This window comes from Alterinioella sp. (assembly GCF_058343375.1).
The window spans coordinates 1-14381 of sequence record NZ_JBTUJH010000040.1 but is presented as its reverse complement, the minus strand read 5'-3'; the positions used below and the strand labels follow the sequence as shown (position 1 = coordinate 14381).

Here is a 14381-nt window from a genome sequence, read left to right as displayed (position 1 = left end):
CCTGCGGTTGGCTTTTTTCATCGGTTCGGCGCTACCCGCCACAGATCCCCTGCAACGCGATCCAGTCCTGATCGGACATCAGCGGCGCACGCAGGCGGCCGCGCATCGGATCGGCTTCGATCAGGTGAAGGACGGATTCACCGGATATATCAAGCGCATAGGCGAAGGGTTCTGTGCTGATACCGGCCAGCTCGAACCGGTTCAGCAGGGCTGCGGTGTCGACCGGGACCAGTGCGGTTGTCAGCAAGGTGGCGGCATGGCTGCGCAGGTGGGTCGGGTTGATCTCGCCGGTGGTCAAAAGGCGGAAGGTCGCCATCAGCCCGGCTTCATTCAACAGGCGCACGACCGGGTCAGCCATGTCACGGCGCAGCGCTTCGGTCAGCAGGTAACCGGCCAACACTTCCGGCCCCTCAAAATCCTCGACCAGCGAGCGGTTGACCACGATGATATTGCCCGGCAGCGCCGCCGTGCTTTGCGCGGTCGACGGCAAAACCACAATGCCGGGGGCACCTGCTCCGAACACGGCCCGCGACAGGTCGCGCATTGCGGCCACACCGCTGCTGTTTGCACAGGGCCGACCGGCCAGATCTGCCATGCCCGCCAGCACCAATTGTCCCATTTCGGCGCGTTTGGCGGCGGGCAGCAGCGATGCTGTCTGTCGGATAAGCGCATCGGGCAGCCAGACCACGGTGATGACTATCGTGATCAGCGTCAGAAACGCGGCCAGCCACAGGCGCAGACGGCCGGGATGCGGGCGGGCGCGTTCAATCGCGCTGCGCACCCGTTCGATGGCCTCGATCATTTGCGAATCCGAGATTTCCAGAAGCTCGTCAGCCTCGGTATCGGGGGCATAAAGCGCGGGTCGTTTGCCGGGATTCAGGCGGTGCACGGCAGGCAGCGACCAATGCGACAAAGCTGTATCGGTGAGCGCCGAGATAATAAGCGTCGCATCCCCAAGCGACACCACCACTTCGCGTCTCTGACTATCCGGCGTTTCGCGCCAGAGGCCGGTGGTTTCCAGCCTTTCGAATTCGCTGAGCGCTGTCATGCCCGACTACCGCCTTGTTTTGCAGGGCAGATTAGCTGAAGCCGGGCCTTCGCTCAACTCAAAGCTGCAACAATCGGATGGAAATGCCCGGCCGGGGGGCTGGAGCGCCCAGAGCGCGTCGCGCTATAGGTCGTATTGCGGGTTGCTATGGTTCTGGTCGGTGCTTCGGATCAGCAAATATGTCGGATAGATTGCGCCACTGATAATGACAGGATCCTGATCAATCCGATCCGCCCCCTGGGTAATGGGCCCTCACCCTATAGATCCGCCGCCAGTCTCCGCAGTTCAAATTTCTGAATTTTCCCGGTGGATGTCTTGGGCAACTCCTGAAAGACCACGCGTTTGGGTGTCTTGAACCCGGCCAGGCGCTGACGGGCAAAGGCGATGAGGTCGTCTTCGGTTGCCTCTGCCCCGTCTTTCAGTTCAACAAAGGCGCAGGGCACTTCGCCCCATTTTTCGTCCGGCTTGGCCACCACGGCACAAAGCAGCACGGCGGGGTGGTGCATCAGCGCGCCCTCGATCTCGACGGAACTGACATTCTCGCCGCCCGAGATGATGATATCCTTGGCGCGGTCGGCGATCTGGATATAGCTGTCAGGGTGTTGCACCGCGATGTCGCCGGAGTGGAAATATCCGCCTTTGAAGGCTTCTGCCGTGGCGCGCGGGTTCTTGTAATAGCCTTTCATTACCGAATTGCCGCGCAGCATGATCTCACCCAGAGCCGCGCCGTCGCGGGGCACCGGGGCCATGGCATCATCCATCACGGCAACGGGCTCCATATTGGGCAGCGCGACGCCCTGACGGGCCTTCATGGCGGCCGCGTCCTGCTGGTCCAGATCGGCCCAATCGACATCTTTCCAGACACATTCGGTGGCGTGGCCAAAGGTTTCCGTCAGGCCGTAGACCTGAGTGACATTGAAACCCATGGTTTCGATCTTGGCCAAGGTGGCCGGGGCAGGCGGGGCCCCTGCGGTAAAGACTTCGACGGTATGGTCAAAGGCGCGGCGATCCGTATCGGGCGCATTCACGATGGCATTCAGGATGATGGGGGCGGCCCCGAAATGGGTCACGCCCTCATCGGCGATGGCGTCATAGATCGCCCTGGCGGTGATGTCGCGGCAGAAGATGGCGGTGCCGCCAAGCGCGGGCAGCATCCATGTGTGGCACCAGTTGTTGCAGTGAAAGAAGGGCACGATGGTCAAAAGGCGCGGGTGCAGGGTCATGCGCCAGGCGATCGGCGTGCCAAGCGTGACCAGATAGGCACCGCGATGGTGGTAGACCACGCCCTTGGGACGGCCAGTGGTGCCGGAGGTATAGTTGAGCGCGATGCTCTCCCATTCGTCGTCGGGCAGGATCCAATCGAACCCCCTGTCGCCCTCGGCCAGCAATGCCTCATAGGTCAGGTGGCGGCCCGAGGCGTGATAGCCGGCCTGTTCGTCGGGCACTTCGACGATCAGCGGCAGGGTTTCGATCTCAAGCTCTTTCAGCGCCGCCTCAACGGCACCCAGAAACTGGGTATCGACCAATATGACGGCGGCCTCGCCATGATCCAGGATATAGCTGATCGTGCCAATATCGAGCCGGGTGTTGATCGTGTTCAGAACTGCGCCGCAGGCGGGCACCCCGAAAAGCGCCTCGGCCTGGGCGGGGATGTTGGGCATGACGGTGGCCACCACATCGCCCGGTGCCACGCCGCGCGCGGCCAGAGCCGAGGCAAGCCGCGACACGCGGGCGTGATATTCGGCATAGGTTTTGCGGAAATTGCCATAGACCAGCGCGGGATGGGTCGCAAAGACCTGGGCCGCGCGCGCCAGATGCGACAGCGGCGTCAGCGGCACGTAATTTGCGGCGCGTTTTTCAAGGCCTGTTTCGTCTTTCATCCAGCCCATATGCAACCCTCCCCGATATGCGTGATGGTCACTATTGCCATGGGCGTGGCAAAAGAAAAGGGGGCAGCGTTGGGCCACCCCCCCCCGGAAAAGTTTTCCAGGAAAACTTTTCGGATCCGAAAAATATTCGGGCAATATTTTTCTTATGCCGAACCGTTGGCACCCTGTCCGAATGGTCCCGATCTCTGGCTCAGCGATCGCCGAACATATCGCCCAGGCCGCCCAGAACCGAGCCTTCGCCCTTGCTTCCGCCCGGACCGGCGGCCCGCATGATGCGGTCTGCCAGGCGAGAGAAGGGCAGGCTTTGCAGGAAGATCGTGCCAGGGCCTTTCAGGGTGGCCAGGAAAATGCCTTCGCCCCCGAAGATCATGGATTTCAGGTTGCCGGCGCGCTCGATGTCATATTGAACGCTGCCATCCATGGCCGCGAGGCACCCGGTATCGACCCGCAGGGTTTCACCGGCGGCAAGCTCTCGCTTGATCACGGTGCCGCCGACATGGATGAAGGCCATGCCGTCGCCATTGAGGCGTTGCAGAATGAAGCCCTCGCCCCCGAAGAACCCGGCACCCAGTTTCTTCTGAAAGGCAATGCCGGTGGTGGTGCCAAAGGCGGCACAGAGGAAGGCGTCCTTCTGGCAGATCAGCTCTCCGCCCACCTGGGACAGGTCAACCGGGATGATCTTGCCGGGGTAGGGCGCGGCGAAGGCCACCCGCTTCTTGCCCTGACCGGTATTGGTGAAATGGGTCAGGAAGATGGATTCGCCGGTCAACACGCGCTTTCCGACATTGAGAAGCGAGCTCATGATCCCTCCGGAAGGCTGAGCGCCATCGCCCATGCGGGATTCGAAGTCGATGCCGTCCTCCAGGTAATTCATTGCTCCGGCTTCTGCGATGACCTTTTCACCGGGGTCCAGCTCAATCTCGACAATCTGCATGTCGTTCCCGAAAATCTCGTAGTCAACTTCATGGGATTGCATTTGAAATATCCTTCATGTCTTTGGGCAAATTGGGTGCCGTTCGTGCCAAATATCCAGCCCGTCGCGGGGTGCGGACGGGATGGTAATATCCGGTCGCGCCCATTTTGGGGTTTTCTGTCTGTCCTGCAAGAGTGTCGCAAGAAAATGGCGGGTGTTTCAAAGCTCTGGCCATGATCACGTGTGGGGCCTTGTCAGGCCCGCGGGGGGCGGATGGATGATCCGGAGCCGAAAAAGGGCGCGCCGATGGGGTCCACCGGCGCGCCTTATGTGTCGTTCAGGCGGCTTTGCTGGCCTGTGGGCCGAAGCGACCGTAAAAGCTCTGCCCCTTGGCGGCCATTTCCTCAAGCAGCGCGGGCGGCGTGAACCGGGGGCCATGGATCTGGGCCAGTTCTGCACAGCGCGCGGCCGCGTATGGCGTGCCCAGAATATCGAGCCAGCTGAACGGCCCGCCGGACCAGGGCGCAAAACCCCAGCCCAATATGGCCCCGACATCGCCCTCGCGGATATCCTCCAGCACGCCGTCCTCCAAGGCGCGGATGGCTTCCAGCACCTGCGCGAACAGCAGGCGGTGCTGCACTTCGGTCACCTCGGGCTGATGTTCGGCGATGGCGTAGCGGGCGCTCAGACCGTCCCACAGGCCGGTGCGTTTGCCCTTGTCGTCATAGCTGTAGAAGCCGGCATTGGACTTTCGGCCCTGGCGGCCTTCCGCTTCCATCCAGAAGATCACCTCATCGGCGCTGTCATCATAATCCGCGCCCATTGCCGCCTTGGTGGCGCGGGCGATTTTCGCGCCCAGATCAATCGAGGTCTCATCAGTCAGTTGCAGCGGCCCAAGCGGCATCCCCACCAGTTTCGCGGCGTTTTCGATCAGCGCCGGGGCGACGCCTTCCTTCAGCATCCGAAGGCCTTCATTGATATAGGGGATGATGCAGCGATTGGCATAGAAGAACCGCGCATCATTGACCACGATCGGGGTCTTGCGGATCTGGCGCACGAAATCGAGCGCCTTGGCCACGGCCACATCGCCGGTCTGTTTGCCCTTGATGATCTCGACCAGCAGCATCTTGTCGACGGGGCTGAAGAAATGGATGCCGATGAATTGTTCGGGCCGTTTGGAGGCCTTGGCCAATTCGCTGATCGGCAGGATGGAGGTGTTGGTGGCAAAGATCGCGGTATCGGGGATCACGGCTTCAGCCTGCGCGGTGACACCGGCCTTGACGCCGATATCCTCAAACACGGCTTCGACGATCAGATCACAGCCCGAAAGGGCTGCGTAATCGGTGGTTGCAGTGATCCGGCCCAGAACTTGCGCCTTTTTCTCTGCCGTCACCTTGCGCCGCGAAATGCCCTTGTCGAGGATGGTTTCGGAATAGGATTTGCCGCGGTCGGCGCTGTCCTGGCTGGCGTCGATCAGCACCACCTCAATGCCCGCATTGGCGCTGACATAGGCAATGCCCGCGCCCATCATGCCGGCCCCCAGAATGCCGACCTTTTTCACCGTCTGCTCGTCCACATCTGGCCGGTTGGCACCCTTTTCCAGGGCTTCCTTGTTGATGAACAAGGTTCGGATCATCGCAGCAGAGGAGGGGTTCATCAGCACATTGACGAAATTGCGCGCCTCGACCTTGAGCGCGGTATCGAACGGCACCAAGGCACCATCATAGACCGCCTGCAACAACGCCTTGGCCGCAGGGTAGACGCCCTTGGTCTTGCCATGCACCATGGCCGAGGCCCCGAGGAAGGTCATGAAACCTGCCGGCGTATAGGGCGCGCCGCCGGGCATCTTGTAGCCCCGTTCATCCCAGGGTTTGACGATCCTGGGGTCGGACAGAACCCAGTCTTTGGCCGCCTGCATCAGGTCACCGGCGGGCACTACCTCATCGACCAGACCGGCCGATTTGGCCTTGGCGGGGGTGCTCAGCTTGCCCTCCAGCAGGAAGGGGCTGGCCGCCATTGCGCCCAGTTTGCGCACCAGCCGCGTGGTGCCGCCCGCGCCGGGGAAGATGCCGACCATGATTTCCGGCAGGCCGATCTTGGCCTTGGGATTATCGGCCACAAAGATACGGTGGCAGGCCAGCGGGATCTCGAACCCGATGCCGAGCCCGGTGCCGGGCATCGCACAGGCCACCGGTTTGCCGCCCTTGTTGGTTTTGGCATCCATGCCGGCGCGTTCGATCTTGCGCAGCACGGCATGCATATGCATGATGCCGTCCATCAGGCCCTGCGCGGGATTGTCGCCGGCCATTTCCTTCATCCTGGCGATGACGTTCAGATCCATGCCGCCGGCGAATGTCCCGTCCTTGCCCGAGGTGATGATGATGCCTTTGACGGCACCATCGGCCAGGGCGGCATCAATGCAGGCCTCAAGCTCGGTCAGCGCCTCGAGATTGAGCACATTCATGCTTTTGCCCTGGGTATCCCAGGTGATGATGGCAACGCCGTCAGCGTCGGTTGTCATGGTGAAATCGGTCATTTTCCGTCTCCCGGATAGGGGGTGCCGTCTTTGCGGGTGAATTCGAAACCATTTTCGTCGATCGCCACTTTCAGATCCAGATCGCTATACCGCACGATTTCGGTGTCTGTGCGGGTGCCGATGACAAGGAACCGCGCCGGGGCATCGCTGTGGTTGACGAAATGGTGGCCATTGGCGTCGCCTGCCTTGAAGGTGGCGCAATCGCCCGGGGCCATGGGGGTTTCGCCGGTATCGTCGATCAGGGTGCAGGTGCCTTGGGTGATCAGGGCGAACTCGTCCTGTTCCTCGTGCCAGTGGCGCAGCGAGGATTTCGCCCCCGGTTCAAGGATGATGATATTGGCCCCGAACTGGGTCAGCCCGCCAGCATCGCCGACGCGTAATGAGCTGCGCCCGGCCATCTCGGAATCATGGGGTGCCGGATAGATGGAGCCGGTTTTGACGGGGGTTTTTGAAAGGTCGATCTTTGGCATCACACACGCTCGATGATGGTTGCGGCCCCCATGCCCGATCCGATGCAGAGCGTGGCCAGGCCGGTGCTTTTGCCGCTGCGCTCAAGCTCATCCAGCAGCGTGCCGAGGATCATTGCGCCGGTGGCCCCAAGCGGGTGGCCCATGGCGATGGAACCGCCATTGACATTGACGCGCGCGGGGTCAGCATCGAAGGCCTGCATGAAGCGCAGGACCACCGAGGCGAAGGCCTCATTGACCTCGAAAAGGTCGATATCGCCAATCTCCATGCCGCTTTCAGCGAGGATTTTCTGGGTCACCGGAACCGGGCCAGTCAGCATGATGGTGGGGTCGGTGCCGATCTTGGCGGTGGCGCGGATGCGGGCGCGCGGGGTCAGGCCGCGCGCCTCGCCGAATTCCTTGTTGCCGATCAGGATGGCGGCGGCCCCATCGACGATGCCCGAGGAATTGCCGGCGTGATGGATGTGGTTGATCCGTTCAAGATGGGGGTATTTCATGATTGCGATGGCATCGAAACCGGGCATTACCTCGCCCATATCCTTGAAGGAGGGTTTCAGCGCTCCGAGCGATTGCATATCGGTTTGTGGGCGCATGAATTCATCATGGGCAAGGATAGGCAAGCCATTGATATCGTTTACGGGAATGATGGATTTTTCAAAACGCTCGGCATCCCAGGCCGCCTTGGCGCGCTTCTGGCTTTCGACCGCCAGCGCATCGGCCTGATCGCGGGTAAAGCCATATTCGGTGGCGATAATGTCGGCCGAGATGCCCTGCGGCACGAAATAATTGTCGATGGCGATGGAGGGATCAACCGCAATCGCGCCGCCATCCGAGCCCATGGGCACGCGGGACATGGCCTCGACCCCGCCCGCGATATAGGCTTGGCCGGCCCCGCCCCTGACCTGGTTGGCGGCGAGATTCACCGCCTCGAGCCCCGAGGCGCAGAACCGGTTGATCGACAGGCCGGGGATGGATTCATCGAGATCCGAGGCCAGCACGGCGGTGCGCGCCAGGCAGGCGCCCTGTTCGCCAATTTGCGTGACATTGCCCCAGATCACATCCTCGACCGCGTGGCCCTGCAAATCGTTGCGCGATTTCAGGGCGTTCAGCGCAATGGCCGAAAGGCGCGCTGCGCTGACCTCGTGCAGGCTGCCGTCCTTGCGGCCCTTGCCGCGCGGGGTTCGGATAGCGTCATAGATATAGGCGTCGGTCATGTTTGGTCCTTTCAGGTGCGATCGGCCGGTGAGCCGGGCATCAGATCATAGGGGTGTTTCCAGCCCGGCGTGTCGCTGATACGGGTCAGCCAGGCGTCGATATGGGGCCAGTCGGTCCGCGTGAAGCCGAAGGGTTCGGGATAGAAGAGATAGCCGCAGCAGGCGATGTCGGCGATGGTGAGATGGTCCCCCACCAGCCAGTTTCCATCCGCAAGCGCGGCGTCGAGCGTCTTATATGCGGCTTTGAGGCGGGTTTGTGCAAAGGTGATCACCTCGGTGGGGCGTTTGTCTTCGGGGATGAAATTCATCAAGAACCGGGTCATGCCGGCTTGTGAACTGAGCTTGTGATTATCCCATAGAATCCATCTGAGAACTTCGCGGCGCGCCGCCGGATCATCGCCGGTCAGCTTGCCCGAAAGATGAACCGCGTAATCTTGAATCGCGCCCGATTGGGTGAGCGTGTAACCGTGTTCAGTGTCGATCAGGACAGGCACTTCGCCCATCGCGTTGATGGCGCGAAATTCGGGCGTGCGGGTTTCGCCGCCGAAGAAATCGACAAAGACCGGCTGCCAGGTGAGGCACGCCAGCTCCAGCGTCAGCGCCGCCTTATAGGCATTGCCGCTTTCCCCGAAGCAGTAGAGTTTCACTGTCATGCGTCTCTCCCAGATCAGCGGTTGGGAAGCGGGGGGGTTCACACCCCCCGCACCCCCCGTGGAGTATTTTTACAAAGAAGAAGGTGCCCCATAACGCTTTGTTAAGGTTAACCGCCTAGCCTCAATCCTGCGGTACAGGCTGGAGAGCCGATGACCGCCAAAGGAGAAGACATCCTGCCACGGGCTGCACGGTTAGCTGATCAAGATAGTGATCCCGAAGCCGCGCGGTTGGTGCGCAGGGTGTCTCATCTTCTTCTTTGTACAAATACTCAAAAATCCTTTCTCTCCAGCCCGCGGGGCGTTGCGGGATTATTTCTTCCGATTTTCAAGGTCTGAATTGAACAGCCGGATGCGATGGCCGAAATTGTCTTCATCCACCACGCTTTTCCAGTTCTCAAACAGAAACGACAGGAATTCGCCCTCATCCAGGCCGGTGTCGCGCGCCAGGCTGCGTAGCTTGCGGTAGCCGTCTTCGCTCATGGCGATATTGGGGCGGCGGGTCAGGCGCAGGCGTTTGGGCATGTGGTCCCTCTCAGAACTGATCGGCGGCCAGACCCATGACCGGATCGGCACCGGACTGGATGCGCGCCAGATGCATTGCCGTCGCGGGCAGGCGGCGGGCCATGTAGTAGCGTGCTGTGGCCAGTTTGGCCTGATGGAAATCGGGATCGGATGTGCCATTTGCAAGGGCATCCAGCGATGCGCGGCCCATGCGGGCCCACATCAGCCCCAGGCAGACATGGCCTAACATGTGCATGAAATCGTAAGATCCCGACAGCGCCGCATTGGGGTTCTTCATACCCTCGGCCATGAAGAACATGCCCGCGCTTTGCAATTCCTTTGAAGCTTGCTTGAGCGGGGTGAGCAGCGGCTCCATCCCCTCAACCTCGGCATTTTCCTTGATAAAGCCCTTCACCATGTCGAAAAACGCCATCACATGCTTGCCGCCATCCTGCCCCAGCTTGCGCCCGACAAGGTCCAGCGCCTGCACGCCATTGGCCCCTTCATAGATCATCGCAATCCGGGCATCGCGGGTGAACTGGCTCATGCCATGTTCTTCGATATAGCCGTGGCCGCCATAGATCTGCTGCGCCAGCACTGTCATGTCGTAGCCCTGATCGGTCAGGAAGCCCTTGATGACAGGGGTCAGCAGCGAGATCATGCCATCGGCCGCCTCGTCCTGGCCGCGATGGGCCTGGTCGATCAGCGTGGCCCCCCAGAGAACAAAGGCGCGCCCGCCTTCGACAAAGCTTTTCTGATCCATCAGCGACCGGCGGATATCGGGATGCACGATCAGCGGATCGGCCGGGCCTTCGGGGTTCTCGATGCCGGTGACGGCGCGGCCCTGTAGCCGTTCGCGCGCATAGCTCAGCGCGTTCTGATAGGCCACTTCGGCCTGCGCCAGGCCTTGAATGCCAACCCCGATGCGGGCCTCGTTCATCATCGTGAACATGGCGCGCATGCCTTTATGTTCTTCGCCAAGCAACCAGCCGGTCGCGCCGTCATAATTCATCACGCAGGTGGAATTGCCGTGAATGCCCATCTTTTCTTCGATCGAGCCGCAGGTGACAGCGTTGCGCGCCCCGAGGCTGCCATCGTCATTGACCAGAAATTTCGGCACGATGAAAAGCGACACGCCCTTGATGCCTTCGGGTCCGCCGGGGATCTTGGCCAGCACCAGATGGATGATGTTTTCGGCCATGTCATGTTCGCCCGACGAGATGAAGATCTTTTCGCCGGTTATCTTATAGCTGCCATCGCCCTGCGGTTCGGCCTTGCTGCGCATCAGGCCCAGATCGGTGCCGCAATGCGATTCCGTCAGGTTCATGGTGCCGGTCCAGTTGCAGCTGATCATGTCGGGCAGGTATCTGGCCTTCTGTTCATCGGTGCCATGGGCCAGAATGGCCGCTGCCGCGCCATGCGTCAGGCCATGATACATCGCGAAGGCCTGATTGGCGGAGGATAGCATCTCGGTCAGGGCCAGCCCCATCACATAGGGCAGGTTCTGGCCGCCATATTCCTCGGGCATGTCGAGGCCGGTCCAGCCGCCTTCCTTGATTTGCTCAAAGGCCGCACCGAAGCCTTTCGGCGTGCGCACGACGCCGTTTTCCAGCCGGCAGCCTTCGGTGTCGCCGACAATATTGAGCGGTGCCAGAACAGTGTTGGCGATCTTGGCGGCTTCATTGAGGATGGCCGAGGTAAAACCGGGCTCCAGATCGCAATAGCCGGGAATATCGCGGTCCTGCACTTTCAGCACATCATGCAGGACATAGGCCATGTCTTTGGTGGGGGCGGAATAGCTTGGCATCATGCGCTCCTTGAGGGCGGTAAGGGGTCAGGAAGAGGTGTCGCGCCGGGCGACATCGGACAGCATTTCGCGCACAAGCCCCATCTGGGACCGCATGTCGGAAATGGCTGCATCCAGGTCTTCGCGGCGCTTCTCCAGATCTTCGAGCCGCGATTGAGCCACCTCCAATGTGCGCTTGAGCTGCGTCTCCTGCTGATCGCCAACGTGGTAGAGTTCCAGCAATTGCCGGATCTCCTCCAGCGAGAAACCAAAGCGTTTGCCGCGCAGGATCAGTTTCAGCCGGGCCCGGTCGCGCCGGGTAAAGAGGCGTTTTTGCCCGTCGCGGATCGGAAACAGCAATTCCTTCGATTCGTAAAACCGCAAGGTGCGCGGCGTCACGTCAAACGCGTCGCACATCTGGCGGATGGTCATGGTTTCGGGGTCCATGAGATCACCTATCGCATCATACATTGCTTATATGCCCCTGATCTGTGGCGTCGGGGACATGTCTACAAGATGAGGTTACGTTGACGTAACCGAAACGTCGCGTCACTTCGCCGGGCGACGCGACGTAAGCTATTTTCCGCGCATATTGTTACAATTTCGGGGTGATGTTCACGGTTTTTGCGCATCCCAGACCACATTTCGCAGGTTCTCAAGCTCGTCGATCACCTCATCGAGTTCCAGCCGGCGGGTCTTCAGCTCGTCCAATTGCCGGTCGGCCATGGCGATCCAGGTCTGTTGCTGCAGGCGGCCTTCGGGGTCGGAATCATACATTTCCAGCCATTGCCGGATCTCCTCCAGCGCAAAGCCAAAGCGGCGCCCGCGCAGGATCAGGGTCATGCGCGCAACTTCACGTGGGCCATAGGTCCGGGCGCGGCCGTCGCGCTCCGGGGCCAGCAATTCGATATATTCGTAGTGACGCAGGGTGCGCGGGGTCACGTTGAACCGGGCGCACATTGCCTTGAAATTCAGTTGTTTGTCATCCATGCCACTCGCGGCCTTCCGGTTTTTTCCCTGATAGTGACTGTGCCAAAGGCTTGCAGGGAATGCAAAACCATGGTCCCTACTGGGGCACTTGCAAAGGGATCGGGATTTCGAAGATGACGCTGGAAGCCGGAGAAAAGGCACGTATCGCCAAGCAATTCATCGAGGCGATTCCGTTTTCCAACGCGCTGGGGATGAGCCTTGATGATATCGGCGATGGCTATGCTGTGATTTCCATGCCCTGGTCGGATGATCTGATCGGCGACCCGCATACAGGCGTCATCCATGGCGGCGCGGTGTCGGCGTTGATGGATACCTGCGGCGGTGCCGCCGTCATGAGCCACCCGGAGGCACCGGCAGGCACCGCCACAATCGACCTGCGCATTGATTATATGCGGCCCGCAACCCCCGGTCAGCGCATTCTGGCGCGCGCGGAATGCTACAATATCACCCGGTCGGTCGGGTTCGTGCGGGCCAGCGCCTGGGACGAGGACAGTGCCCGACCAGTGGCGACAGCGGCCGGGGCCTTTACGGTCGATCGCCCGAAAGGTGCCAAGCCATGAGCCGCAGCAGGCCCGAACCCGTTCAGGTGGTCAAGGAACGCCGCGACAATGCGCTGAAGGCCCTGGTCGAGGGCATGCCCTATGCGCGATTCATGGGCATCAGTTTCGACCGCCGCGGCGATGAGCTGACCGCCGTGATGGCCTATGATGAAAAGCTGATCGGCAATCCGTTTTTGCCGGCCCTGCATGGCGGTGCGATCGCGTCCTTTCTTGAGGTCGGGGCCATTGTGCAGCTCGGGTGGCAATTCTTGTGGGATGAGATCGAACAGGGCCGCCGCACGCCCGAGGATCTGACCTCGCAAACCATGCCGCGCCTGCCCAAGACGATTGATTTCACCGTTGATTATCTGCGCGCGGGCCTGCCGCGTGATTGCTATGCGCGGGCGCGGGTGAACCGGTCGGGGCGGCGCTATGCCTCGGTCCATGTCGAGGCGTGGCAGGACAATCGCGCAAGGCTGTTTGCGCAGGCGACCGGGCATTTCCTGATGCCGCAGCCCGCCCCCGTGACCGATGGCTGACGGCGCCGGCGCGCTGACCCATCGCAGGGTTCTGACCATTGCGCTGCCGATCATGGTGTCAAACATCACCGTGCCGCTTCTGGGGCTGGTCGATACCGGCGTTGTCGGCCAGATGGGGCAGGCGGCCCCAATCGGCGCGGTCGGGCTTGGCGCGGTTGTTCTCAGCGCGGTTTACTGGATTTTCGGGTTTTTGCGGATGGGCACCACGGGCCTGACCGCACAGGCTGTGGGGGCCGGTGACCAGGGCGAGGTGGCGGCCCTGCTGACCCGCGCATTGATGATCGGATTTGCTGGCGGGCTGTTGCTGATTGCGCTGCAGATGCCGATGATCAACGCGGCCCTGGGGCTGGCCGAAGGCTCGGATGAGGTGGAGGGGCTGGCGCGGCAATATCTTGGTATCCGGATCTGGTCGGCACCTGCGGCCATCGCGCTTTTCGGCGTCAATGGCTGGCTGATCGCGCGCGAACGCACCGGCGCGTTGTTGCTGCTGCAGATCTGGATGAACGGGCTGAATATTTTGCTCGATCTGGTCTTTGTGTTGCAGCTTGGATGGGGTGTGGGCGGCGTGGCCTGGGCCACATTCATCGCGGAATGGAGCGGGCTGGGGTTCGGGCTCTGGCTCTGCCGCGGGGCGTTTCAGGTGCCCGATTGGCGCGATTGGGACCGGGTTTTTGACCGCGCCCGCCTGAGTCACATGGCGATGGTCAATTCCGATATCATGATCCGCTCGGTGCTGCTGACGGGCGGCTTCGCGACCTTCATGTTCATCGGGGCGCGGTTTGGCGATGTGGCGCTGGCGGCCAATCAGATCCTGATCCTGTTTCTGGAAGTCGCGGCCTTTGCGCTGGATGGTTTTGCGCTGGCCGCCGAGGCGCTGGTGGGCCAGGCGATGGGCGCGCGTTCGCGGACGCATCTGCGCCAGAGCGCGATCATGACCAGCCTCTGGGGTGTGGTGATCTGCGCCGGGCTGACGCTTGGCTTTGCGCTGACGGGGGCTTGGATCATCGACATCATGACCACCGCGCCCGAAGTGCGGGAGGCGGCGCGCAGCTATCTGTTCTGGGTGGCGCTGGCCCCGATTTTGGGGGCCCCGTCCTGGATGCTGGACGGCATCTTCATCGGGGCCACCCGCAGCCGCGACATGCGCAACATGATGATCCTGAGCTTCGCGGGCTATGTGCTGGCGCTGGTATTGCTGGTGCCGCGTTTCGAAAATCACGGGCTATGGGCGGCCATGATGGTGTTTCTGGTGCTGCGCGGGGTCACGCTTGGGGCGCGGTATCCGGCGCTGGAACGGGCTGCCGCC

Annotated in this window: 14 protein-coding genes; 3 read left to right on the top strand and 11 right to left on the bottom strand. The window is 61.5% G+C overall.

What is annotated here, in order from left to right:
• Positions 1 to 31: 31 nt before the first annotated feature.
• From ACW8PS_RS06895 to ACW8PS_RS06845, 11 genes are all read right to left on the bottom strand, one after another.
• The gene (locus ACW8PS_RS06895) at positions 32 to 1048 is read right to left on the bottom strand and encodes a M48 family metalloprotease (RefSeq protein ID WP_491526594.1); all 1017 of its coding nucleotides are present in this window, start codon (positions 1046 to 1048) and stop codon (positions 32 to 34) included.
• 257 nt (positions 1049 to 1305) lie between these two features.
• Positions 1306 to 2937 carry an AMP-binding protein gene (locus ACW8PS_RS06890; RefSeq protein ID WP_491526593.1) on the bottom strand — a complete coding sequence of 544 codons (1632 nt, stop codon included), beginning with the start codon at positions 2935 to 2937 and terminating at the stop codon, positions 1306 to 1308.
• A gap of 190 nt (positions 2938 to 3127) precedes the next feature.
• Positions 3128 to 3913, bottom strand: coding sequence for a TIGR00266 family protein (locus ACW8PS_RS06885; RefSeq protein ID WP_491526592.1), 786 nt, complete (start codon positions 3911 to 3913; stop codon positions 3128 to 3130).
• Positions 3914 to 4187: 274 nt separating this feature from the next.
• The gene (locus tag ACW8PS_RS06880; protein WP_491526591.1) at positions 4188 to 6386 is read right to left on the bottom strand and encodes a 3-hydroxyacyl-CoA dehydrogenase NAD-binding domain-containing protein; all 2199 of its coding nucleotides are present in this window, start codon (positions 6384 to 6386) and stop codon (positions 4188 to 4190) included.
• Positions 6383 to 6856: a cupin domain-containing protein gene (locus ACW8PS_RS06875; RefSeq protein WP_491526590.1), complete on the bottom strand. Its 474-nt coding sequence runs from the start codon at positions 6854 to 6856 to the stop codon at positions 6383 to 6385. The genes ACW8PS_RS06880 and ACW8PS_RS06875 overlap by 4 nt, the downstream gene beginning before the upstream one ends.
• The gene (locus ACW8PS_RS06870) at positions 6856 to 8067 is read right to left on the bottom strand and encodes an acetyl-CoA C-acetyltransferase (RefSeq protein ID WP_491526589.1); all 1212 of its coding nucleotides are present in this window, start codon (positions 8065 to 8067) and stop codon (positions 6856 to 6858) included. Before ACW8PS_RS06870 ends, ACW8PS_RS06875 begins: the two co-directional genes overlap by 1 nt.
• An 11-nt stretch (positions 8068 to 8078) precedes the next feature.
• On the bottom strand, positions 8079 to 8720 hold the full coding sequence (locus ACW8PS_RS06865) for a glutathione S-transferase family protein (protein WP_491526588.1): 642 nt from the start codon (positions 8718 to 8720) through the stop codon (positions 8079 to 8081).
• Positions 8721 to 9029: 309 nt separating this feature from the next.
• Positions 9030 to 9242, bottom strand: a complete 213-nt coding sequence (locus ACW8PS_RS06860; RefSeq protein WP_491526587.1) for a hypothetical protein — start codon at positions 9240 to 9242, stop codon at positions 9030 to 9032.
• Between the two features lie 10 nt (positions 9243 to 9252).
• A complete protein-coding gene (locus ACW8PS_RS06855) occupies positions 9253 to 11028 on the bottom strand; it encodes an acyl-CoA dehydrogenase C-terminal domain-containing protein (RefSeq protein ID WP_491526586.1) in 1776 nt (591 codons plus the stop codon).
• A 27-nt stretch (positions 11029 to 11055) separates the two neighbouring features.
• On the bottom strand, positions 11056 to 11478 hold the full coding sequence (locus tag ACW8PS_RS06850) for a MerR family transcriptional regulator (RefSeq protein WP_491526585.1): 423 nt from the start codon (positions 11476 to 11478) through the stop codon (positions 11056 to 11058).
• Positions 11479 to 11622: 144 nt separating this feature from the next.
• Entirely contained in the window at positions 11623 to 11997 is a 375-nt protein-coding gene (locus ACW8PS_RS06845; RefSeq protein ID WP_491526584.1) for a MerR family transcriptional regulator, read from the bottom strand.
• 113 nt (positions 11998 to 12110) lie between these two features.
• On the opposite strand from ACW8PS_RS06845, the gene ACW8PS_RS06840 reads away from it, so the two are divergent.
• The 3 genes from ACW8PS_RS06840 to ACW8PS_RS06830 all read left to right on the top strand — a co-directional run.
• Complete coding sequence (locus ACW8PS_RS06840) at positions 12111 to 12557, top strand: PaaI family thioesterase (RefSeq protein WP_491526583.1); 447 nt, start codon at positions 12111 to 12113, stop codon at positions 12555 to 12557.
• The gene (locus ACW8PS_RS06835; RefSeq protein WP_491526582.1) at positions 12554 to 13075 is read left to right on the top strand and encodes a PaaI family thioesterase; all 522 of its coding nucleotides are present in this window, start codon (positions 12554 to 12556) and stop codon (positions 13073 to 13075) included. Before ACW8PS_RS06840 ends, ACW8PS_RS06835 begins: the two co-directional genes overlap by 4 nt.
• The coding region (locus ACW8PS_RS06830) for an MATE family efflux transporter (RefSeq protein ID WP_491526581.1) at positions 13068 to 14381 on the top strand (1314 nt) is incomplete at its 3' end. The genes ACW8PS_RS06835 and ACW8PS_RS06830, both read left to right, overlap by 8 nt.